Annotated in this window: 16 protein-coding genes; 6 read left to right on the forward strand and 10 right to left on the reverse strand. The window is 69.4% G+C overall.

Annotated elements, in window-relative coordinates; genetic code table 11:
• Window positions 1-2: 2 nt before the first annotated feature.
• From ACWEKR_RS23850 to ACWEKR_RS23870, 5 genes are read right to left on the reverse strand one after another with little or no spacing between them, the layout of a single operon-like run.
• Window positions 3-497: a flavin reductase family protein gene (locus ACWEKR_RS23850; protein WP_452356333.1), complete on the reverse strand. Its 495-nt coding sequence runs from the start codon at window positions 495-497 to the stop codon at window positions 3-5.
• Window positions 494-1,726, reverse strand: coding sequence for an enediyne biosynthesis protein (locus ACWEKR_RS23855; protein WP_452356334.1), 1,233 nt, complete (start codon window positions 1,724-1,726; stop codon window positions 494-496). Before ACWEKR_RS23855 ends, ACWEKR_RS23850 begins: the two co-directional genes overlap by 4 nt.
• Entirely contained in the window at window positions 1,723-3,735 is a 2,013-nt protein-coding gene (locus tag ACWEKR_RS23860) for a CRTAC1 family protein (RefSeq protein ID WP_452356335.1), read from the reverse strand. The genes ACWEKR_RS23855 and ACWEKR_RS23860 overlap by 4 nt, the downstream gene beginning before the upstream one ends.
• Window positions 3,732-5,153 carry an aminotransferase class I/II-fold pyridoxal phosphate-dependent enzyme gene (locus tag ACWEKR_RS23865; RefSeq protein ID WP_452356336.1) on the reverse strand — a complete coding sequence of 474 codons (1,422 nt, stop codon included), beginning with the start codon at window positions 5,151-5,153 and terminating at the stop codon, window positions 3,732-3,734. The genes ACWEKR_RS23860 and ACWEKR_RS23865 overlap by 4 nt, the downstream gene beginning before the upstream one ends.
• Complete coding sequence (locus tag ACWEKR_RS23870; protein ID WP_452356337.1) at window positions 5,150-11,479, reverse strand: type I polyketide synthase; 6,330 nt, start codon at window positions 11,477-11,479, stop codon at window positions 5,150-5,152. The genes ACWEKR_RS23865 and ACWEKR_RS23870 overlap by 4 nt, the downstream gene beginning before the upstream one ends.
• Window positions 11,480-11,929: 450 nt before the next feature.
• Between ACWEKR_RS23870 and ACWEKR_RS23875 the strand changes: the two genes are divergently transcribed.
• Window positions 11,930-12,484, forward strand: a complete 555-nt coding sequence (locus tag ACWEKR_RS23875) for an ester cyclase (RefSeq protein ID WP_452356338.1) — start codon at window positions 11,930-11,932, stop codon at window positions 12,482-12,484.
• A gap of 15 nt (window positions 12,485-12,499) precedes the next feature.
• Here the strand turns inward: ACWEKR_RS23875 and ACWEKR_RS23880 are convergent, their stop codons facing one another.
• Window positions 12,500-13,228, reverse strand: coding sequence for a TetR/AcrR family transcriptional regulator (locus ACWEKR_RS23880; protein ID WP_452356339.1), 729 nt, complete (start codon window positions 13,226-13,228; stop codon window positions 12,500-12,502).
• Window positions 13,229-13,902: 674 nt separating this feature from the next.
• Between ACWEKR_RS23880 and ACWEKR_RS23885 the strand changes: the two genes are divergently transcribed.
• Window positions 13,903-14,997, forward strand: coding sequence for an MAB_1171c family putative transporter (locus tag ACWEKR_RS23885; protein ID WP_452356340.1), 1,095 nt, complete (start codon window positions 13,903-13,905; stop codon window positions 14,995-14,997).
• Between the two features lie 23 nt (window positions 14,998-15,020).
• Here ACWEKR_RS23885 and ACWEKR_RS23890 read toward each other — a convergent pair whose 3' ends face one another.
• Window positions 15,021-15,422 (reverse strand): PaaI family thioesterase, encoded by a 402-nt coding sequence (locus ACWEKR_RS23890; protein WP_452356341.1) that lies wholly within the window; start codon window positions 15,420-15,422, stop codon window positions 15,021-15,023.
• Window positions 15,423-15,588: 166 nt separating this feature from the next.
• Between ACWEKR_RS23890 and ACWEKR_RS23895 the strand changes: the two genes are divergently transcribed.
• Window positions 15,589-16,446: a cyclopropane mycolic acid synthase family methyltransferase gene (locus ACWEKR_RS23895; protein ID WP_452356342.1), complete on the forward strand. Its 858-nt coding sequence runs from the start codon at window positions 15,589-15,591 to the stop codon at window positions 16,444-16,446.
• Between the two features lie 12 nt (window positions 16,447-16,458).
• Here the strand turns inward: ACWEKR_RS23895 and ACWEKR_RS23900 are convergent, their stop codons facing one another.
• A complete protein-coding gene (locus ACWEKR_RS23900; protein WP_452356343.1) occupies window positions 16,459-17,208 on the reverse strand; it encodes an SDR family oxidoreductase in 750 nt (249 codons plus the stop codon).
• Between the two features lie 62 nt (window positions 17,209-17,270).
• Window positions 17,271-17,642: a hypothetical protein gene (locus ACWEKR_RS23905; protein ID WP_452356344.1), complete on the reverse strand. Its 372-nt coding sequence runs from the start codon at window positions 17,640-17,642 to the stop codon at window positions 17,271-17,273.
• A 546-nt stretch (window positions 17,643-18,188) separates the two neighbouring features.
• On the opposite strand from ACWEKR_RS23905, the gene ACWEKR_RS23910 reads away from it, so the two are divergent.
• The 3 genes from ACWEKR_RS23910 (at window position 18,189) to ACWEKR_RS23920 (ending at window position 21,077) form a co-directional block, all read left to right on the forward strand.
• Entirely contained in the window at window positions 18,189-19,568 is a 1,380-nt protein-coding gene (locus ACWEKR_RS23910; protein ID WP_452356345.1) for an N-acetylmuramoyl-L-alanine amidase, read from the forward strand.
• Window positions 19,569-19,662: 94 nt separating this feature from the next.
• Window positions 19,663-20,697 (forward strand): CobW family GTP-binding protein, encoded by a 1,035-nt coding sequence (locus ACWEKR_RS23915; protein ID WP_452356346.1) that lies wholly within the window; start codon window positions 19,663-19,665, stop codon window positions 20,695-20,697.
• A gap of 188 nt (window positions 20,698-20,885) precedes the next feature.
• Window positions 20,886-21,077 (forward strand): hypothetical protein, encoded by a 192-nt coding sequence (locus tag ACWEKR_RS23920; RefSeq protein WP_159838402.1) that lies wholly within the window; start codon window positions 20,886-20,888, stop codon window positions 21,075-21,077.
• Here ACWEKR_RS23920 and ACWEKR_RS23925 read toward each other — a convergent pair.
• Entirely contained in the window at window positions 21,067-22,080 is a 1,014-nt protein-coding gene (locus tag ACWEKR_RS23925) for an AraC family transcriptional regulator ligand-binding domain-containing protein (RefSeq protein ID WP_452356347.1), read from the reverse strand. The two genes, ACWEKR_RS23920 and ACWEKR_RS23925, sit on opposite strands and share 11 nt — an antisense overlap.
• Window positions 22,081-22,206 lie beyond the last annotated feature (126 nt).

Raw genomic sequence — 22,206 nt, forward strand, 5'->3', positions numbered from 1 at the left:
CGTCACAGGATGAAGCGGCGAAAACCGCCGTCGAAGAACGTCAGCGCTCCCGTGGCGGCCAGTCGGGCGTCGCGTTCGGCGTGCAGTACTTCGCCGACGACGATGCTGTGGTCGCCGCTGTCGAAGACGTTGTCGAGCTTGCATTCCAGCCCCGCGGCCGCGTTCGCCAGCATCGGCGCCGCGGTGTGCGGTCCGGGAAACCACTCGACCTGGTCGAATTGCGCGTCGCCGTCGGGGCGCGCGGAGTCGGCGAAGTACCGGGCCACCGGCTCCTGGTCGGCCGACAGCACCGAAACGGCGAACGCGCCCGCCTCGTGGATCGCCCGGTGCAGGCGCGCCGTGCGGGCGACGCACACCAGGATCAGTGGGGGATCCAGCGAGACGGACGTGAACGCGTTGGCGGTCATGCCGTGCGGCCGTGGCGACCCGGTGGTGACCACGGTGACACCGGTGGTGAACGCGCCGAGCACGCGGCGCAGCTCGGCGCGGTCGGTCATGAGCGGGCAGCCTCCTTCGCAGGCTCGGATTCGCGCGCTATGTCGGCCTCCAGGTCGTCGGCCACCACGGGCTGCTGCGCCGCCTCCGGCGCCGCGCCGCGTTGCTGCCACCATTCCGCGATCCCGCGGACCCACCAGTAGACGCCGCGAGCGCCGCAGACGATGACCAGTGCGATGAACAACCCGTAGGAGATGTGCAGCGCGGTGACCACGCCGTACATGATGCCGACCGAGGCGCCGAACATGATCTGCTGCTTCTTGCCCGACGGAGTGGTGCCCGGGTCGGTGACCATGTAATTGGTGAACAGCACGAACGCCAGGCCGGTCATCACGCTCAGACCACCCAGGATCGAGATGTTCGGCTCGATGAGCCCGCGCACGATGGCCTGCAGCGCGAACGCGCCCACCCACGCCATGATCAGCGGCATCTTCAGCGTCAGCTTGGCGTTGAGCATCGTGCCGGTCATCAGCAGGCCGAGCACGATGAGCGCGTCCGCCGGTCCGGTGATGTATTCGGTGAAGTGGTAGGGCGGGGCCACCGCGATCATCGGAAAGACCAGGAAGCACACCACCACACCGAAGTTCGACGGGTTCATGAAGTGGCGCATCTTGCCGTTGATCTTGGCGCGCAGGACCCACTTCGTGCCGACCGCGACGACGATGCCGAAGATCACCGGCCACAGTTTGTCGTGCGCGAAGGTCAGGAAGTTGAACGCCAGACCCGTGATGTGCGCGGGCAGCAGGAACTCGAACAGCCCCCGCGGCCCCCGGCCCCGGAAGGCGGGCGGCCGTTTGTACGCCCAAGCCGCCAGGACTTCCAGCCCGATCTCGGTGGAATAGGCGGTGGCCAATGCGATGAACGGCCAGAGGAACGGCTGCTCGAAGCCGAGCAGGGGGAACCCGATCAGATTGAAGATGGTGATCGAGATGGCGAAGTTACGCAGCGCCAGATAGCGCGGATCCTTCGTGGCGGCGGGCTTCTCCACCCATTCCTTGGCGAACTCGGTCCCCGAGCGCTGGACTGCCGAGATACGTTCCGACGCGGTCACGCCCGTCCCGTTGCCGTTGCCGTTGCCGACCGTGGCGACGGCTCTGCCCTCCGGGGCCGTGTCGTTGCCCGCGGGAGCGCCGGGGGCGACGCTGCCGTTGCCGTCGGCCGCCGAGGTTTCGTGGTGGCCGTTCGAGGCGGCTGTCGCCTCCCCCGGATCCTTCTTGTCGTTGTCGCTCATCGTTGCTTGACCTCCTGCGCGTCCGAGGCGAGGTTCACGGTGTGCCAGCCCGGCGCGAGCTGGAGGGATTGTTCGTGCGGGGTGCCGTTGGTCTCCCGCCAGCGAAGCGTGACGTGCAACGGGGCGGCCGGGTCGACGTCGCCGAGTCCGATGTGCACCTCGGTGGCGCGCTTGCCGGTGTGCCCGCTGCCGCCGTCGAGGTGGCTGGTGAGCAACCTGCCGTCCGGCGTGCGGACCTCGACCTGGGCGTCCACCGCCGGAACGCCCTGCGTGGGAAGACCGGCAATGGTGTTCGCCGTCGCGGTGCCCTCCCAGGCCTGCCGGAACAGCTTCAGGCCGAGGAACTGGCCGTTGTTCGCCTTGTTGTTGTGATAGAAGGTCGGGTCGCCCCACTGGCGGGCGACGGCGAAACTCAGCGCGCCGTTGCCGGACGTGTCGCCGACCGCGATGCCGCGCGAGGGCACCGGGGTGTCCATGCCGAGGGCGTGGGTGAGGTTGGCGAACTTGCCGTCGTCACCGCGGCTGAAGAAGCCGACCGGATCGCTGCCCGCCAGATCCGCGTCCTCGCCGATGATCGGCCACGACCACGGGTACTTGGTGAGGTTGTCGTTCATGGTGCCGAGTTCCTGGATCTGCGGCCACCGGTTGGTCTCGCCCTTGATCATGCCGGTGGCCTGGACCACCTCGTTGCGACCGTCGTTGTCGAAGTCGTCGATCTTGGCGTCCCAGCCCCAGGTCTCCCAGGCCAGCCCGACGTCGGTCGCGCGGTTCTTGAACGGCGCGACGCCCTCGGCGAGCTGACGTGCCGCGTCGGCGGTGTCCTTGGCGGTGTTGTAGAACGCGAAGTGGCCTTCCATCAGGGCGAAGCGCACGGCGATGTTGCTGACGAACAGGTCCGGCATGCCGTCGCCGTTCAGGTCGCCGAAGTCCGCCGCCATGCCCTTGTCCGAATCATGGCCGAGCACATACGACTTCGGCTCGATGATGCCGCGCTCGCCCTCGGCGAAGCCGAAGCGGATCTGTCCCGGTGTGGACTTGTTGACGAACAGGCGGTCGCGCCCGAAGTCGTTGGCCACGTACAGCTCCGGCAGCTGGTCGCCGTTCAGGTCGGACGCGGCGGCGGCCAGCGCCCACCCGGTGTCCATGCCGATCGGGAACGGGTTGGCCACCTCACGGTAGTCGGCGGTCGGCTCGTCGCCCGACTTGGCGGAGGCCAGGGTGAAGATCCGGTCCTTGCCGCCGTTGCGCGCGTTGGACAGCGAGTCGGTCATCCACAACGCGAGCTGGCCCTCCTTGGAGAGCACGTCCATGTCGTCGAAGTACTGACCCAGGTAGATGTCCGGCTTGCCGTCGCCGTCGAAGTCGGACACCGAGACCGCCGCGGTGATCCAGCGCTCGCCCTCGTAGTGCCCGTCCGGGGTGTTCGGGGCGGGGACCAGGTCGACCGGGCGGAAGGCCTTGGCGTCCAAACGGGTCGCGTTGGCGCGCTGCAGGTACAGGATCGGTGTGCGGCCGTAGTACGACACCAGGGCGTCCAGCCGGCCGTCACCGTTGAAGTCGCCGGGGATGCAGCCCGACGGAACGGTGGACGCGTCGGCGGGCAGCGGTTTCGGATCGAGCACGAACGGCTCGTACCGGCCGGTGTTGCTGTCCGGCGTCGGCGTGATGAACGCCGTGTCGGAGCGGGGGTCGACCACACACAGGTCGTCGGCCAGCCGGTTGCCGTCGAAATCGTTCATCGCGATGGCCGCGCCGACCGACGAGATCCAGGCCGACAGGTGCTTGTACGGCTCGCGCAGCTCGCGGATCTTGCGATCGGTCGGCAGGCCCTTGGGCAGGGCGATCGGCATCGCGGTGAAGTCGAACTTGCTCGCGATCGGCCCGCCCGCTTCATCGTAGGTGGGCAGCAGCGCCGACCGCGCGGGGATGAACAACGAGCCCATCAGCAGCAGGGCCACCCCGGGCACCACCGCTTTTCGGAGGAGGGATCGGTTGATGGGAATTTTCACGAGTGCTGCTCCTCATGGGCGAGTGTGAATTGCTTTCCCGCGGTGTCCGCGAGTCCGTCGAGCACCTCGCGCAGCGTGGCCAGCGCCTGGTCCATGTGCTGCTCGGTGTGCCTGCAGTTGATGAAGAACCGCAGCCTGGCCTCCCCGGCCGGGACGACCGGGTGGGTGATGGCGTTCACGCTGAAACCGCGCTGCAGCATGGCCAGCGCCGCCAGCACCGCCGGCTCGTCGGCGCCGGTCATGACCGGGATGATCGGCGAATCCTCCGAGGTGCCGATGTCGAAGCCGTATTCCTCGGCGCGGCGGTGGAAGTACTCACTGTTGTGCCGCAACCGGGTCACGCGTTCCGGCTCGTCGCGCAGGACCTCGAGCCCGGCCAGGGCGGCGCCGATGGCAGACGGGGCCGGCGCGGCGGTGTACATGCTCAAACCGCCCGCGACGTATTTGAATCCGTCGACCAGTTCCCGGTTGCCCGCGAGATAGCCGCCGACGCTGCCGAGCGCCTTGGACAGGGTCCCCATCCAGACGTCCACGGCGTCGCCGGGCAGGTCGAACAATTCGCGCACGCCGTGCCCGGTCGCGCCGAGCGTGCCGAAGGAATGCGCTTCATCGATCATGATCGAGCAGTCGTAGCGCCGGGCCACCTCGATGATCTCGGGCAGCCGGACCACGTCGCCGTCCATGCTGTAGAGGCCCTCGATGATCACCATGGCCCGGTCGAAGCTGCGCCGCGACATCTTGAGAATCGTCTCGAGCGACTCGGGGTCGTTGTGCCGGAACGAGACTCGCTTGCAGCGCGACCACTCCGTGCCGGAGACCACGCTGTGGTGGATGAGCGCGTCGCAGACCGCGAGATCGCGCTTGCCGAGCAGGAACCCGACCGCGGCGGCGTTGGTGAGGTAGCCGCTCGCGGTCACCAGTGCCGCCTCGGTGTCGTAGCGGCGGGCGATCTCGGCTTCCAGTTCGCGATAGATCGGCAGTTCGCCCGCCACGATCCGGACCGCGGCGGCGGAGGTGCCGTACTGGTCGATCGCGTCCTTGGCCGCCTGCCGCACCCGCGGGTCGGCGGCCAGATCCAGATAGCCGAAACTGCTGAAATTCACCACATCCCGCTCGGCCATGCGGGTCACCGCGCCGCTGACGCCTTCGTGCGGCAGGTAGTAGGGGTTGACCAGGCCGACCTGGTTGACCCAGGTGTCGAACCGCCCGAACCGCTGTCCGGCCTCGAGTACGCCGGGGTGGTCACGGAAGGACGTGTGCGCGACGCCGCGTGGCGCGCTGTTGCCGGGTGCGGTGGCCGCGGCGGCGGAGCCGTTCGCGGCCCGCGCGCCGTCGGCCGCCGCCGGAGTGGCGCCGGGCTCGCCGCTCGCGTGCCTGGCCAGCAGTGCGCGGGCCAGTTCCCTGTTGTTGCCGGTCATTCGTCCTCGCTCCTCGCCGCGCGCTCTTCTTCCTGGGCAATCTGCTCGGCAATTCGCGCGCCGAGCCCGCGCAACGTCAGTCCGATCACGGCGAGCACCGACAGCTGGGTGCCGAGCACCTGCACCACGCGAGCGCCGAACTCCATGCCCATCAGCGAATCCATGCCGAGTTCGGGCAGCGGTGTGTTCAGGTCGATCGTCTCGGCGTCGACGCCGAGCACCGCCGCGAGCTGCTCGGCGAGCAGGTAGGCCACCACCTCACCGCGCTGGTCGACGCCCAGCTGGAGGATCTCCGCCCGCAGCGCGCCCGCACCCGACGCGCCGCCGCCCGCGGCCGCCACCTGCTCGGCGAAACGCGGCGTGCGGGTGGACGGGCGGTGCGCCAGTGCCCACTGACTCCAGTCCACGTCGAACAGCACGATCTGCGGAAGGTTCAGCCGCAGGCATTCGCCCAGCAGATCGGTGGCCACGTCCATGTCCACCGAGCGGTAGCCGGTCATCTCCGCGTACCGGCTGACCGCCTCGTAGTCGGCCATGCCGCCGCCACCGCTCATGAAGCCCCAGTTCACCGCGAGCGCGGCGGCGCCGCGGGCCCGGCGGGCGGCGGCGATCATGTCCAGGACGGAATTGGCTGCCGCGTACCCGAATTGGGGTGAGATGCCGACGATGCTGCTCGCCGAGGAGAACAGCACGAACATGTCCAGCTCGATGTCGGCTGCGGTGACGGCGGTATCCAGGTTGACCGCTCCGGCGACCTTGGGCCCGAAGATCTCCGCCAGCGACTCGGCGGTGATCTGCGGTACCTCGAGGTTGTTCACCACACCGGCCGCGTGGAACACCCCGCGCAGCGGGTGCCCGCTCGCTCCGATGCGCTCGACCAGCGCGGCGACGGCGTCGTAGTCGGCCATATCCAGGCGTTCTTCGACCACTTCCACACCGCGGGCGGCGATTTCGGCGACCGCCGCGCGAGCCGCGTCCCCGGTGGCGCCGCTGCGCCCGGCCAGCACCAGGCGCCGCGCGCCGATCCGCGCCAGCCAGCGCGCGGTGGCCAGGCCGAACGCGCCGAAGCCGCCGGTGACCAGGTAGCTGGCCTCGGGATCGATCGGCAGGCCCGGCCGCTTGCCCAGCACGGTCGGTTCCGGTTCGCGCAGGTCGAGGACCACGCGGCCGATCTGCTTGGACCGCACCACGGTCTCGAAGGCTTCGGCGGTCGAGGTCATCGGGAAAGCGGTGTAGGGCAGATAGTCGTAGGTGCCGTCGTTCAGCGCGTCCATCGCCCGGCGTGCCGCGCGACGGACCAGTTCGGGGCGCACGGCCAAGGCGCGGTCCATGTCCACGGCGAAGAACGACAGGTTCCGGTCGAACGGGCGCAGGTCGATCGCGCCTCCGCCGTAGATGTCGGCCTTGCCGATCTCGATGATCCGGCCGAACTCGGCGGCCGCCCGCAGATTCTGCTGGAGGATCTCGCCGGGGGAGGAGTTGTAGACCACGTCGACGCCGCGTCCGCCGGTGCGCGCGAGGACCTCGTCGACGAAGCTGATCGACCGCGAGTTGATCACCTCGTGCGCGCCCGCCGCGGCGGCCACCGCGCGGCGCTGCTGCGAGCCCGCCGTCGCGATCACCCGCGCGCCGAGGCGCACCGCCACCTGGACCGCGGCCATGCCCATGCCGCCCGCCGCGCCGTGCACCAGCACCGTCTCACCCGCTTGCAGGTGGGCGAGCTCGCCGAAGGCGAATTCGGCGGTCAGGAAGGGCAGCACCGAGCTGGAGTGGCACGGGTCGAGTTCGGTGTCCGGATAGTTCAGGGGCATCGTGGCGCCCTCGTCCGGCCGGAGGGTGACATGCCTGCGGACCAGGTCCCTGGCGCACACCGACATCTCGTCGCCGACGGCGACCTCGGTGACCCCGGGACCGACCCGCTCGACGACGCCGAACCCGTCCATCCCCAGGTCGGTGCCGAAGTACGTTCCGGCCAGCTCTTTTTCGGTGAGTACGCCGAGCACCTTGAGCGCGTCCTTGTAGTTGAGGCCCACCGCGTCCATCCGGATCTCGACCTCGCCGGGGCCCGGCGGCACACGCTCGACCGCGCGCCAGGCCAGATCCGACAACAGCCGGGACCGCGGAATCTCCAAGCGAAAGGAACTTTCCGGGTCGGTCAGCGGCGCGGCCTCGTCCCAGACCGCCAGATGCTCCCGCAGGGACTTGCGCAGGTGCAGCGCCCAGCACGCGCCCGCTCGCAACGCGACCTCGTCGGCCCGTCCGTCGCCGAACACCTGCTCGACGATGTCGGCGGCGCGCGTGGCCGGTTCGGTGTCGACCAGCCGCCACTGCACGGCGGGTTGCTCGTTGCGCAGCGTGCGCCGCGCGCCGGTGAGCGCGGCCTGCGCCGGATGCGCGAAGGCGTCGACCGGCAGGCAGAACGCCTGCTCGGTGACCACCACCGCACGTACCTCGGCCACCGTGGCGTCGTCGTTCTCCTCGCCGACCACCAGCTCGCCGACCGCCTTCGCGACCAGGGCGAGCCCGTAGGCATTGGGCACGGCGTCCAGCTCCGCGCCCGACACCACGACGAGGCGGCCGCGCGTCGCCCCGGGCCGCTGCTGCGCTGCGCGCAGAGTCGCGAGGACGCGATCCGAGGCCCCGGCCTCCTCCGGGTCCAGGGTGAGGATCTCCGAGGAGGCACGGGCGCTGGCGATCTCCTTCGCGCGCTGGGAGACGGTGCCGCCCAGGCTGACCACGAGCAGGAACTCCTCGCCGGCCGCGGGTTCGTCGGCGGTCGCGATGTCGTCGACGATGGACCACACCGGCTCGTAGAACAGGTCGTCGAGCTGGTCGTGCAGGTCCGGCTCGGCGGCCAGCCTGGCGAACCGAACACCCGAAAGACTCAGTGCGACAGCCCCTTCCGGCGATGCGACGGTGATGTCGGCGCCCAGCGGATCGCCGTCCACCCGGCGGACCAGCACGACCGCCTGCTCGGGCAGCGGCCCGGTCCAGCGCACTCCCGCGACCGAGGACGGCACGACGACGCTCGCGCCGCGCGAAGTCTGGGCGTACAGGGCGGCGAAGCACTGCAGCGCGGCGTCGACCGCGGCGGGGTGGGCCAGATGCGGCAGGCTCGGCGCGCTGTCTGCCAGCGGCCTCAGATCCAGCCGGGCCAGGACGGAGTCGGCCCCGACGCGGGCGTCGGTGATCAGGCGGAAGCTCGGACCGTAGGCCAGGCCGTGCGCGGCCAGGCCCTCGTACAGGGTCGCCGCGGTCACGTCCACCGCGTCCGCCGCCGGAGTGAGGTCGACGGTGCGCGCGTCGACATCGGCCTCGATCAGCCTGCCGTACGCGTTGACCGTCCAGGTGGTCGCGGTGGCGGCGCGCGAGCGTAAGGTGAACCGGTGGGTGGTCTCCTCGACCGTGAGGCGCAGGACCGGCACGTCATGTCGTGCGATCACCAGCGGCGCGACGAACTGCACCGACTCCAGCCCGAAGGTGGCGCGGCCGGTGCGCACCGCGGCGGCGCTGAGCGCGGCGTCCAGATAGGCCGCGCCCGGAAGCACGACCGATCCGTCCACCACGTGATCAGGCAGCCACGGCAACGCGGCCACGGACAGCTCGACCTCCCACTCCGGCGCGGAGGCCGCGGTGCGCTGCCCGAGCATGACGTAGCCGTCGACGGCGCCGACGCGATCCGCCTCGATCGCGGGGTCCTCGATCCAGAGCCTGCGGCGCTGCCACGGGTAGCGGGGCAGATCCAGATGCGCGGCGGGGGTTTCCGGCGCGCCGGGCGCGTGCGTGGTGTCCAACCCGCCCACCTGGTACAGCTCGCCCACCGCGCGCAGCAGGTTGTCCCGGTCGTCGGCGTTGCGGGCCAGGGTGCTGATCGCCGCGCCGTCGAGGCCGCGGCGCACGAACGCCTCCTTGATGTTGCCGCTGAGCACCGGATGCGGGCCGACCTCGAGGAAGACCCGGTGCCCGGCGTCGAGCAGGCTGTCCACGGCCGCGCCGAACGCCACCGGCTCGCGCACGTTGCGGCACCAGTACTCGGCGTCCCACTCGGGGCCGGACAGTTCATCACCGGTGACGGTGGACCAGATCGGCACCCGCGCGGATCGCGGCGCGAGGTCGGCCAGCGCCGCGGTGAGATCGCCGAGGATGGGGTCCATCAGGTGGCTGTGATAGGGCACTTCGACGCGCAGGGCCTTGGCGAACACGCCTTCTTCGGTGAGTTCTTCCCTGATGCGGTCCAATTCGGCCAGGTCGCCGGACAGTGTCGCGGCGGAGTGGCTGTTGATCGCCGCGACGCAGACGCCGGGCACACCGGCCAGGCGCTCGCGCAGCTGTTCCTCCGGCAGTCCGACCGCCAGCATGCCGCCGGTGCCAGCGGTGGTGGCCTGCAACCGAGCGCGGTGATAGCTCACCAGTAGCGCGTCGCGCAGCGACAGCGAGCCCGAGACATAGGCCGAGGCGACTTCGCCGACGCTGTGGCCGACCACCGCGGCGGGGTGGATGCCGAGTTCGGCGAGTTCGGCCACCAGCGCGGCTTGGACCAGGAAGTTCGCCGGTTGCGCGTAGGCGGTGCTCGTGATCTGCGATTCCGCTTCGGGGCGCAGGAGTTCCTCGACGATCGACCAGCCCGCGATCTCGCCGAAGACCTCGTCGATCGCCCGCGCGGCGGCCGCGAAGTGCCCGCCCGCCTCGAGCAGGCCGCGGGCCATGCCCCACCACTGCGGGCCCATGCCGCTGAACACGAACACCGGCTGGGTGGCACCGTCGGTGAGCGCCCGGGCGGGCGACTTGCCCGATCCCGCGGCGAAATCGGCGAGCTGGGTGCGCAGATCGTCGGCGTCACGGTAGGCGAAGGCGGCGCGGAGCGGATGGTGCGCGCGCTGCACCCAGGCCGCCTCGGTCACCGCCTCGACGGGGGTGGCCTCGGTGAGGTCGTGCAGCTGGGTGGCCATCGTGCGCAACGCGGTCTCGTTGCGGGCCGACAGCGGCAGCACGGTGATCGGCCCGCGCGCGGATTCCGCGGCGGGCGCGGGCACTTCCGGTGCGCGGGTGAGGATCGCGTGGGCGTTGGTTCCGCCGTACCCGAAGCTGTTGACCGCCACCGCGGCCCGGCCGTCGTCGTTCGGCAGCGGTTCGGTCTCCAGCGGAATGCGTACCCGCAGTTCGTCGAAATCGATCTCGGGGTTCGGATTGTCCAGCCGCAGTTGCGGTGCGATGACGCCGTGGTGCAAGGTCAGCGCGGCTTTGATGACGCCCGCGACGCCCGCGGCGGCTTCGGTGTGCCCGATGTTGTTCTTCACCGAGCCGACCGGCAGCGGCTCGTCGCGGCCCTCGACGGCCCCGTACACCGCGCCCAGCGCGGCCAATTCGAGCGGATCGCCGACCGGCGTGCCGGTGCCGTGCGCCTCCACGTAGCGGATGTCGTGCGCGTCGATGCCCGCCAGCCGGCGCACCCGCCGGGCCAGGGCCTCCTGTGCGACAGGGTTGGGCACCGGGATGGCGAGCGTGCGGCCGTCCTGGTTGACGCCGCTGCCCCGCACCACCGCGTAGATCCGGTCCCGATCCCGCACCGCCGCGTCCAGCTGCTTGAGCACCACCGCGCCCGCGCCCTCGCCACGGCCGTAGCCGTCGGCGGCCGCGTCGAAGGACTTGCACCGGCCGTCGACCGCGAGGAACCGGCCTTTGCACATGGAGATGAACGCTTCCGGCCGCAGCATCGCGTTGGCGCCGCCGACGATCGCCGTCTCGCACTCGCCCGATTCCAGCGCGAGCACCGCTTGGTGCAGGGCGACCAGGGAAGACGAGCAGGCGGTGTCGATGGTCATGGTGGGCCCGAGCAGATCCAGCAGGAACGCGATGCGGGCCGACAGCAGTGTGTGCGACGAACTGGTCGGGCTGTGGCTGTTGATCGAGGTCCGCGACACCGAGCCGCTGCGCACCAACGCGTTGTCGTTCATGAAGCCGCCGACGAACACGCCGACCTCCCTGCCGCCGACCCGGCCCGCCATCCCCGCGTCGTCCAGCGCCTCCCAGGCGACCTCCAGCAGCAGTCGCTGCTGCGGATCCATGATCGACGCCTCGCGCTGGGAGATGCCGAAGAACTCGGCGTCGAACTCCCACAGCGGCTGGGTCAGGAATCCGCCGTGCCTGGTGTACATCCGGCCCGGAGCGTCCGGGTCGGGGTCGTAGAACTTCGCCAGGTTCCAGCGGTCCGCCGGTACTTCCACGATCCCGTCACCCCTGTGCACGACGAGATCCCAGAACGAGCCCGGTCCGTCGATGCCGCCCGGAAAACGGCAGCCGATACCGACAATTGCTACATTGGGCATGAAAAATCCCCTGATGCTCAGGTATTCGAAAATGTCGGCGGTTTCTCGCCGACATCGTCGAAACAGCGTGGAGACAACCGGAAACGCGACGCCGGTAAACCTGTTCGGCCAGCAGCGTCGTCCGGAGGTGAAGTGGTTCCGCGGTAGGAGGTCTGTGTCCACCCATGGTAGGAGTCCCGATTCGCGAAGGTCAATACGGAATCGTGCCGACCGCAAACGAAATGCATTGCGGGATAAGTAATGACGACTCGTTATCACCGCAGTTCAGGACGGGTATGACGATATTATTCTGCTGTTATTACGCAGTTATGGCCGCCGCGCCTCCGGGGAATTACACCGTTATTCCGATGTTATTTTGCATCGTTCGGCGGCGGTGCCCCGGGACCTGTTGAGTCGGTCGTCCGTTCGTGGCTACCATGGCTCGTCGAATACGCACTGGGGTGAAAGGCGATGGGCGTGGATCCGTACAACACCGGGCAGTTCCGTATCGAGCCGGAGGCCGAACCCATCGAAAGCGCTGCGTGGCTGCTCGACTTCACCGAGCGATACATCGCGGGCTGGAACAGCGGAGACGGTGCGGCGGTCGCGAAATGCGTCACCGAGGACACGATCTGGCACGATCCCTCGCTGGACGCGCCCGCGCACGGGCGGGCGGGCGTGGAGAAGTTCGTCACCGACACGGTGCGCTCGTTCCCGGATGTCGCCTATACCAATCCGTTCGCGCCGGTACTCGCCGCGGACAACCGGCTCGCCCTCGTGCCGTGGCGCATGACCGGTACCCACCTCGGTCCGATCGATCCGCCCGGGTTCGGGCCGACCGGCAAGCGCATCGATCTGCTGGTCATCGACGCGTGGCAGTTCCGCTCCGGGCTGATCTGGCGCAGCCAGGCCACCTGGGACCTCACCGAGATGCTGCTGCAATTGGGGCTGATGCCGCCGCGCGGAAGCGCCGCCGAGCGCGCGATGGCACGCGCCCAGCGGTTCAGGTCCCGGCTGCCGTTCTGACCCGGACGCGAGCGGTCAGTCGCCGAACAGCGTGGCGAACCGCTCCACGGCGAGCAGGACCGACGCGCCCACGGTCTCCAGTTCCGCGCCCATGCCGACGAGCAGATTCACGATCGCGGGCACCAGTACTTCGAGCAGCCCGTCGTCGCCCAGATGGCCGGCCATCTCCAATTGGACGAAGCCGAACAGCCCCATCCACAGCTGCGCCGCGGCGGAACGGACCTCCGGGGTGTTGATCAGCCCGGCGTCCTGCGCGCGCTGCACCGCCCCGACCACGTGGTCGAAAGTCTCCGCGTAATGTTCGAACTCCGAATCGTGCCCGGCCACCAGCACATTGCCACGGTTGATCTTCAGATCGATGCGGGTCCCGGTGCCGAACATCAGCTGGAAGAGTTCCGGCCTGCGCTGGGCCTCGTCGCGGAACACGAGGCCGAGCACGAGCAGATCGGTGATCGGCTCTTCGGTCACCCCGGCTGCGGTCATGCGCTCGGCCAGCTGTGCGAAGCCGGCGGATCCCGCGGCTCGGATCAGGCCCGGCATGCCCCCGAAGTTGGAGTACACCGCCATCGTGGAGACCCCGCACATTCGCGACACGCGGCGGACGGTGAGCGCGTGCAAGCCCTCGGTCGACACCACCTCGACGGTCGCGTCGATCAGGCGATCACGCAACGCGGTGTTCATCGAATCCGTCCCGGCGGCCGGGCGCACGACTAGTTCAGTTGTTCCGGCAGTCTGCTTGCTCATCGTTTCCGTTTCCCCAGCACGGTCACGCCGTGGCGCATAGATTCGCTAGTGCGCTGTCCTCGGGGAGGCGGTACCGCCGCTCGACCGAGCGCGCCCAGGTTGTGGTCGCCGCGCGGGCCGCCGGTCTCGGGGCCGTCGGCCGCGGCCGGAGAGTTCGGGCACGGCCCGGCCGTGGTCGGGGAACGACATCTGTTCGGATCGATGCACCTTCGACTCGCTCGGTCCGGAAAGTCGATCGGGGTTCATCGCGCACAGATATCTCCGTTCTTGCCGCACGAACGGGCGGGCAGAGCATGAGGTGGAGCCGCGTTCGCGAGCTACACAGAGCAGACGCACCCGCCTGAGGGTGCGTGTCGGAGGTGAGTGTCGTCACTGAAACTCTATGTGATACACCGTAACATCCATAGTCATTCGACCAAATGTTTTGCGCCCATTTCCAATTCGTCCCCGCGTGTGGCGCTGTGACTTCGCATGAGCTACGCGCGTCGATTCTGGGCTCGGTGACAATCGGTGCGCGTATTCCCCCGGGGATCGGCCCGTGATGTCGAAAAAGGGACAAACAAGACATATGCTCGGTGCCCGGAAGTGCCAATCGGGTCTGGAACTGGGCGGTCACGAACATCCGGCAACGGTATCGTTCGCGGGCGACAGTTTCGTGGGTGGGAGGTCGGCCGATGTCATCGGTTCCGGGAATGATCGCCTGGCCTGCGCTCGGCTTCGTCGCGGTAGTCGGTGCGGGCCGCCTGGCGCTTCTGCGCGACACGGTGGTCGACCGACTGGTGAATCGGCTGTTCGTCTGGGGCGTGCTGAGTCTGCTGCTGTATCGGTGCACCATGACGCCCGGGATCGCCAGTCTGACGCATCAGCTGGCGCTGGGCTGCACCGTGATGTCATCGATGTGCCTGCAGGGAATCGTCCGCGTCTGGGCTTTCGACGCGGATCCGGCGGCGGTCCGGCGCAGGCACCAGGTCAGCTGCGCGATCGCCGCCGGGTGCACCGCGGCGATACTCCTGGCGGGAACGCCGGCCCGGCAGGAGGGAAGGCTCGTCGACCTGACACCGGATGTCGAGGGTCTCGTGGTGTGGAGCGCCTTCTGCCTTCCGCTGCTGGTGAATGTCTCCTTGCTGGCCGCGATGTGCCTGCGTGAGCTGCGGTCCCGCGACGTCGGCCTGGCGGTGAAGCTGGTATCCGGCGGGATGATCTGGGCCGCGACGCTTTTCGCGGCGAATCTGGTGCTGTCGATGGTGCAGGTGATCTCCGGCCGGCCGGGCTTGGGCACGCAGGTGCTCAGGATCGAGGCGACAGTCATCATCTGTCTGACGCTCGACGCGGCGCTGGTCGCGATTCCGCTGGTACGGGCCCTGCTGGCCACGGTGGAACTCGACCGGTCCGGGCGATCCTGCCGCAGGCTGCGCCCGCTGTGGCGAGATCTCACCGCCGCCGTTCCCGAGATCGTGCTGCGGCCCGCCGCCGACGAGCGGGAGGATGCGAAGGTCCGGCTGTTGCGCATGACGGTGGAGATCCAAGACGCGCTGCTGCAGCTCGGACGCTATGCTCCGGCGGCCGCCGAGCCGGTCGGATCGGGGTGCCCGCTGACCGATTACGCGCGTCGAGTGGCGTGCGCGGCGGCCGCGCGCCGGTCGGGGTCGGCGCCGGGCGGACGGACCGCGGTGCGGCTGCCGGTCCCCGCGGCGGATTTCGACGCGGGACTGCGGCAACTGCTCGACCTCGCCCGCGTGTGGCCGGCCGCCCGCGCGGCGGCGGGCTGAGTGGGCGCTCGCCCGGCCTGCGGCTAGAGCACCGCTTGGGTCTGGGTGACCTTCGCGACCAGCTTGTCCGCGTCGTCCCGGACGACGGTCTCGATCACGATGAACGAGCGCCCGGCATGCAGCGGGGTCGCCGAGGCGATGGCGTGCCCGGAGCGGACGGAGCGCAGGAAATTCGTCTTCGACTCCACCGTGGTGGTGCCCTGCTTGCCTTCGGGCAGGTTCAGGAACGCGCAGACCGCGCCGGTGGCGTCGGCCAGCGACATCAGCACCCCGCCGTGCAGCACCCCGCCGAGCGTGCACAGTGATTCGTCCCAGGCCAGGCGGCTGCGGACCAGCTCGGGTCCGTGGGTGAGCACCTCGACGCCGAGGCGCTCGGTGAACGGCATGGTCTGGTGGAACAGCTTGGTGCCCGTCTCATCGATCATGGCCGCGATCCTGCCCGTCGCCGGTCGCGGAGTCGATTACTTCGGGGGTAATCGCCCGTTGTCCTACGGAGACGTGCACATCGGTTCGGTATCGGTCGGCGTGGGGTGAAACGCGGCGGCGGGTGCGGAGGTATCAGTGCATGAACCCGATGAACAGGAGAACTCGATGACCGACCTCCAGCCGTTCTATCGGCAGGTGCAGGCGCACTACGACCTTTCCGACGAGTTCTACGCGCTTTTCCTCGACCCGACGATGACCTACAGCTGTGCCTACTTCCAGCAACCGGACCTGACGCTCGAGCAGGCGCAGCGGGCCAAGATCGATCTGGCACTCGGCAAACTCGGCCTGCGGCCGGGAATGACCCTGCTCGACGTCGGATGCGGGTGGGGCTCGACGATGCTACGGGCCGCCACGGCCTACGGTGTCGAGGTGGTGGGACTGACGCTCAGCCGCAATCAGTACGACTACGTCAGGAACAAGATCGAGCGCGAACGCATCGCGGGCGCGCAGGTCCGGTTGCAGGGCTGGGAGGAATACGACGGCGCGGCCGATCGGATCGTCAGTATCGGCGCGTTCGAGCATTTCCGGCGGTCCCGGTACGAGGCGTTCTTCGAGCGGTGCCATCGGATGCTGCCGCTGGACGGCCGGATGCTGCTGCACACCATCGTCGGGTACACGCTGAAAGACCTGCAGCGGATGCAGATTCCCGTCACCCGCGAAGACGCGCTGTTCCACATCTTCATCAAGCGGGAGATCTTCCCCGGCGGACAACTGCCGCACCCCGCCGAGGTCACGCGGCTCGCCGGACGCGCAGGGCTCGGCACGGAGAAGATGCAGGAGTTGCGGCCGCATTACGCGCGCACCCTCGACTGCTGGGCGGAGGCGCTGCGGGCGCACCGGGAGGAGGCGGTGGCCCTCGCGTCCGAAGCGGTCTACCGGAGGTACCTCGAGTACCTGACCGGGTGCGCGGCGCAATTCCGCGCGGGCCGCGTCGACGTCATCCAGTTCACGCTGGTCAAGTAACCGGCGGCCGGATCAGCTCAACCGGGCCACCAGGGCATCGGGCAGGTGGGGCAGTGCGAGGTCTACCAGCCGCCACGGCCAGCCGGGCACGCAGGCCCGCCGCCGCTCCTTCTCGATGGCGGCCACCATGGCCGCGACGCCTTGGTCCAGGGACGCCACCATCCGTGCGTCCCCCGCCTTGGCCGCCATGTCCGTGGCGATGAACCCCGGCAACAGTGTGGTCACGGTGATCGGCGAACGGGCCAGTTCGGTGGCCAGTGCCTCGCCGAGGGCCGCGAGCCCCGCCTTGCTCGCCGAATAGGCCGCTTTCTTGCCGGGAAGGCCGCGGACCGCGCTCATCGAGGCGACCAGCACGAGATGCCCGGCTCGCTGTGCGCGGAAGATCTCCAGCGCCGCTTCCGCCTGCGCCAGCGCGCTGACGAAGTTCGTCGTGGCCGTCGCGAGGTTCGCGTCCGCACGTCCGCTGCCGACCCGCGCGCCTTTGCCGATACCGGCGTTGACGATCACGCGGTCCAGGCCGCCGAGCTCGTCGCGCAGCTCCTCGAAGACGACCGGCACCGCCGCGTGGTCGTCCACGTCGAGGGCGCGCACCGCGACAGTGATCCCGGGGTGTGCCGCCGCCAGCTCGTCGCGCAGCGCCGTGAGCGCGTCCAGCCTGCGCGCGCACAGCGCGAGATCACGGCCCCTGGCGGCGAAGTCACGCGCCATGGCGGCCCCGAGGCCCGCGCTCGCCCCGGTGATCAGAATCCTTTTCCGCGTCATGCGGCTGACCCTAGCCGCTGTTGAACGCGAGTCGATATGCCGCCTGGGGATGGCGTTCGGGTTCAGCCGCCGAACGAGCCGGTCGGCGGCGACGCCGGCGACAACCGCCACGGCCCGCAGTTCTCGGTCTTGAACCCGACGTCGGTCGCCTTGATCTGCACCCGGACGGGACCGAGCCGGGTGTAGTTGTTCGCGATGATGTACTGCAGGTTCGTGTTGCCGCCCTCGACCTTCCAGAGCCTGCGCCAATCGCAGGCGTAGGCGGGGTCGGGGGTGCCGGGCGCCTCCCAGATCCCGGGCGCGATGTCGACGCCGACCAGGTAGACGCCGTCGTGGGACATCGTGTTCGCGGGTTCGGCCGACGCCGTTCCCGTCGCGAGCAGCGTCACCGCGGTGGTCATGGCTCCCGCGAACAGGAGTGCGCGCGCACGCATACCGATTCTCCTTGCCTTGTACTACCGCCGCGTCCACGGTCGTCGTTCTCCCGCCGCCGCGGCCGACCCGAGAGACCCCCATCTCCGCGGCAAGGAATACCAGAACCGACGGGGTGGTGTGCGCCGAATCCGGGAATCCGCACGGGCGCGGGTCTCCTGGACCGTGTGACCAAGCGGGACCGGCGAGTTCGTCGAGCTCCGTCAGATGCTCTGCGTCGCCGACAATCTCCTTGACCTCTAGGGTGTCCAGCTACTGGCCACGACACCCTGCGCCCGGTGTGCCGTAGTCGCCGATGCGTCCCGCCCACCAGGAAGTCGCCCAGGATTTCGGCGTGCCGATCGGCGTGCCGAAGCCGCCGATGCATTACGCTCTGCTATCTCCGCGCAAACTGCCCGGCCGAGGTTGGTCACCGGGTCCCGCGCATGCTGTAACACTTCGATCACGCAGCTTGCTTTGCTGATACAAGCGTTGCCAGAGTGAACCACTGAGTTTGGTGTTACAAGTGGGAAGGGAGGGGCGCCCCATCCCGGGGCGCCGACCGCACTATGAAGCCAAGCATCGTCAAAGCCGGTATCTGTACCGCCGTCACGGCGGCGGTGACGGTGACGCTGTCCGGGTTGCTCCCGGTCGCCGCACAGGCGGAGCCGTCGCCGCTGGACATGTCCGAGAAGCTCGCGGGCAAGACCGTTTTCCTCGATCCCGGTCACCAGGGATCGAACCACTCCCAAGACTTGGCGAGACAGGTCAGCGATGGTCGCGGCGGCACGAAGGACTGCCAGACCACCGGCATGACCACCATGAACGGCGTTCCCGAGCACACCATCACCTGGAACGTCGCCCAAGTCGTCAAGACGTCGCTGGAGACGCTCGGCGCGCACGTCGTGCTGAGCCGCCAAGACGACCTGAACTGGGGCGGCTGCATCGACGACCGGGCCCGCGCGGCGAGCCAGTCCGGCGCGGATCTCGCCGTGAGCATCCATGCCGACAGCGCGCCCGCGCAGTATCGCGGGTTCCACCTGATCGTCCCCGAACTGCCGATCCCGAATCCGATCATCGATCAGGCGCAGTCCGGAGCGGGCCGCGCCGCGTCCGAAGCGGTGCGCGACGCCTACCGCCAGGCGGGATTCCCGCCCGCGAACTACGGCGGCGTGGTGGACGGTCTGCAGACCCGCAAGGACGTCGCCGGGCCCGCTCTGACCACTGTCCCGGTGGTCTTCCTGGAGATGGGCAACGGCGCCAATCCCGAGGACGCGGCGCTGCTGGAAACACCGGAGGGCCAGCTCAAGCACGCCATCGCGCTGACCACCGGTGTGGTGGGGCACCTGCTCGGCGCACCGCAGCCGAGTGCCGCGCCTGATCAGCGATCCGGGCAGACCGCTCCGCAGGGCTCGTCGCTCGACCGCCCGGCGGCGGCACCGGAAACCCCGCAGGGGCAGACGACTCCGGGTAGTCCGCAGGCGCAGACGAACCCGGTGGTACCGCAGGCCCAGACGGTTCCCGCGGTGCCGCAGAATTTCACGACTCCCGGATCTCCGCAGAGTCCGGCAGCGCCGCAGAACTGGACGATCCCCGGAGTGCCGCAGGGTTCGACGACGCCCGGATCGCCGCAGAGTCCGGCGGCTCCCGCGGTGCCGCAGGCACAGTCCGTTCCGGGCACGTCGACGCCGAAGCCCGCCCCGGGTACGGCGGCACCGCAGTCTCCTGGCACCTCGGGGTCGCCGACATCGCCGGGTACGTCCGGGACCCAGTCGCCGGGCACGCCGAACGCGCAGCAGTCACCCGGGACCGCCGGGGGCAACGCCTCGATCATGGAACTGCTGATGCCGCTGGCGAAGCTGCTCGGCCTGGACAACAACGCCATCACCACCGAGCTGATCAATCTCGGCTACAGCCTGGCGGGCATGCTGCTCGGCCCCGCCAAATAGTTCGCACATCGAACCCACCGGACGCCACTCTCGCCGCTGCCAGGGTGGCGTCCGGCTTTCCGCCCGGGTCGCGCGGCGCACTAGGGTGAGCGGAATGGCTGACCGGATTCCTGTTGTGCTCGTCGCGGGGTTTCTCGGTTCCGGGAAGACCACGCTGCTCAACCATGTGCTCCGGGACAATCGGGGGACCCGGATCGGCGTGGTGGTCAACGACTTCGGCGCGATCAACATCGACTCGATGCTGGTCGCCGGACAGGTCGACGCCATGGTCTCGCTCGGTAACGGCTGCGTGTGCTGCGCGGTCGACGTCACCGAACTGGACGAGCTGTTCACCCGGCTCACCCAGCCGCGCGCCGGGATAGACGTGATCGTGGTGGAAGCCAGCGGCCTGGCCGAGCCGCGCAACCTCATCCGGATGGTGCTCGGCAGCGACAATCCGCGCCTGCGCTACGGCGGGCTGGTCGAAGTGGTCGACGCCGAACAGTTCCCGCAGAGCAGTGCCCGCCACCCGGAGCTGCGCACCCATCTGCGGCTGGCCGATCTGGTGGTGGTGAACAAGGCCGATCGGGTCGCGCCCGAGCGACTCGCCCGGCTGCGCGCGGACATCGCGGCACTGATCGGCTCAGTGCCGGTGTACGCCACCATCTACGGCCGGATCGATCCGGGGCTGCTGTTCGACGAACCGCTGCGCGCACGCCCGGCAGTGGCCGAGCAGCTGAGTTTCGACGAACTGCTCGTCGAGCACGACCACGAGGACCACGCCGGGCACCGTCATCTGCACGACGACTACACCAGCGTCTCCTTCGCCAGCGGACGAGCGCTGGACCCGCGCAAACTGATCGGCTTCCTGGAGGACCCGCCGCCGGGATTGTTCCGGGCCAAAGGGTTCGCCGCCTTCGGCGTGGCCGACGAACGCAGGAAGTTCGTCCTGCACATGGTCGGCCGCCACATCGTCTTCGAGCCGGGCGCCTGGTCGCGCGGCGAGTCACGAGGCGCGCAGCTGGTGCTCATCGGCGCCGGCCTGCACACCGACGCGGCCCTGGCCCGGCTGCGCGACACCGTGCACGACGCCGCCGAACCGCTCGACGCGCAGAGCATGCTCGGCGTGTGGCGCTACACGCCGCACTGATCGCATCGAATTCTTGGCGCGTTCGGTCGCGACCTGTCGCGTTCGGTGCTGGTAACCGAGCGGTCTTTTCATGAGACTGAATGCGTGTCCGCCGCGCGGCGGGCACCGGGAGCGTACTGCCGCGCGCGGCGCCGCTCGGCAGCCGATCCGTAACCGACCGAATCGTTCTGCGACCGATGGGAGTTTCCGTGTCAGATTCCATGGAGAGCGCCACCGCGTACGTCATCGAGGCGCTGGAGGCCAAGGGCACCGCCACCCGCGACGACTTCGACGTTCCCGCGATCGTCGCCGAGACCCACGCCCTCACCAACAGCTGGGATTTCCGGGCGATCGAGGACGCGACGTTCTGGTCGATCGCCGCGCGGTTCCTCAGGCGGTGAACGTCCGCTCGACCCGCGGCACGGACGTGGCAGGCGACCACCGCCGCGCCGCGCGCCGCAACGATCCCGGGTCGGAGTAGCCGAGGATCTCCGCCTGCCGTGCCGGGCTCAGCGGCTCTGCGGCGGTCGCGGCGACCCACCGCGCGCCGCGCGCCCGGTCCAGCTCCGCGCGCCACGTGGTACCCGCTTCGCGCAGCCGCCGCTGGAGCGTGCGCGGACTGGTGGCCAGCCTGCGCGCCACCCGCTCCAACGACGCGTCGCCTTCGTCCAAGCAGTCCGCCAAGGCGGCTGCGACGCGCTCCGGCCAGGCGGTGGCCAGCGGCGGCGGTGGCGGAAGCGCGGCGGCCAAGGGCCGGAGGATGCCGGCCAGCACCGGATCGCTGGTCGTCAACGGCCGGTCCATGTCCGCGGCGCGGAAGGTCATGGCGTCCACCGGCGCGCCGAACTCGATCGCGGTGGTGCCGAAGACCTCGACGAAGGTGCCGATCTTGGCGGGAGCGTGCTGACGCAACGAGACCCGCACCGGGGCCAGCGGTTCGCGCACCACCCGCCGCGCCCGGCTGAGTACCGCGCTCAGACCCCACAGCTGGGTGAGATCCCGACCGCGGCCTTCCCCATCGATCATGTCCAGATACAGGGCGACCTCGTCGTCGTTCTCCGCGACCAGGTCGAATCGGTGGTTGGTGGTCACCGCGGTGACGTACGGTCCGCATGTCGCCAATCCGGCGCCCAGCGTCGGCGCCGAGGAGAACAAGTAGTCGTAGAGACCCAGGCAGGTGAGCTCGTAGCGGCTCGCCACGTTCAGGGCGACGTCCGGATCGCCGAGTTCGTGTGCACCGATCTCCCACAACCGGGAGAACGTCCGGCTGGGCAGGTGCAGGTCGTCGCCCGCCATGGTCCACTCGGGCAATCCCGATTCCCGCAGCAGCAGGTCGCGGTCGACACCGGCCGCGGTGAGTTGCGAGATGACGAATCGGTGGAGCAAGACCTGGTCGGTTCCCATCGCGTGCTCCCTTCTCCCACCGCGACCGATCGGCTCACACGCGCAGCGAGACCGAGCGAGGACGACGACACCGCGACGCGCACACGCTATACCGGCCGTGTTGATTCGTCATGAGTTTCATGTCAC

Source organism: Nocardia sp. NPDC004573 (assembly GCF_053602135.1).

Bases quoted from the DNA above. Each gene is read 5' to 3' on its own strand.
- ACWEKR_RS23850 (WP_452356333.1), bottom strand. From the start codon at position 497: ATGACCGACCGCGCCGAGCTGCGCCGCGTGCTCGGCGCGTTCACCACC.
- ACWEKR_RS23855 (WP_452356334.1), bottom strand. From the start codon at position 1,726: ATGAGCGACAACGACAAGAAGGATCCGGGGGAGGCGACAGCCGCCTCG.
- ACWEKR_RS23865 (WP_452356336.1), bottom strand. From the start codon at position 5,153: ATGACCGGCAACAACAGGGAACTGGCCCGCGCACTGCTGGCCAGGCAC.
- ACWEKR_RS23870 (WP_452356337.1), bottom strand. From the start codon at position 11,479: ATGCCCAATGTAGCAATTGTCGGTATCGGCTGCCGTTTTCCGGGCGGC.
- ACWEKR_RS23875 (WP_452356338.1), top strand. From the start codon at position 11,930: ATGGGCGTGGATCCGTACAACACCGGGCAGTTCCGTATCGAGCCGGAG.
- ACWEKR_RS23880 (WP_452356339.1), bottom strand. From the start codon at position 13,228: ATGAGCAAGCAGACTGCCGGAACAACTGAACTAGTCGTGCGCCCGGCC.
- ACWEKR_RS23885 (WP_452356340.1), top strand. From the start codon at position 13,903: ATGTCATCGGTTCCGGGAATGATCGCCTGGCCTGCGCTCGGCTTCGTC.
- ACWEKR_RS23890 (WP_452356341.1), bottom strand. From the start codon at position 15,422: ATGATCGATGAGACGGGCACCAAGCTGTTCCACCAGACCATGCCGTTC.
- ACWEKR_RS23895 (WP_452356342.1), top strand. From the start codon at position 15,589: ATGACCGACCTCCAGCCGTTCTATCGGCAGGTGCAGGCGCACTACGAC.
- ACWEKR_RS23900 (WP_452356343.1), bottom strand. From the start codon at position 17,208: ATGACGCGGAAAAGGATTCTGATCACCGGGGCGAGCGCGGGCCTCGGG.
- ACWEKR_RS23905 (WP_452356344.1), bottom strand. From the start codon at position 17,642: ATGCGTGCGCGCGCACTCCTGTTCGCGGGAGCCATGACCACCGCGGTG.
- ACWEKR_RS23910 (WP_452356345.1), top strand. From the start codon at position 18,189: ATGAAGCCAAGCATCGTCAAAGCCGGTATCTGTACCGCCGTCACGGCG.
- ACWEKR_RS23915 (WP_452356346.1), top strand. From the start codon at position 19,663: ATGGCTGACCGGATTCCTGTTGTGCTCGTCGCGGGGTTTCTCGGTTCC.
- ACWEKR_RS23925 (WP_452356347.1), bottom strand. From the start codon at position 22,080: ATGGGAACCGACCAGGTCTTGCTCCACCGATTCGTCATCTCGCAACTC.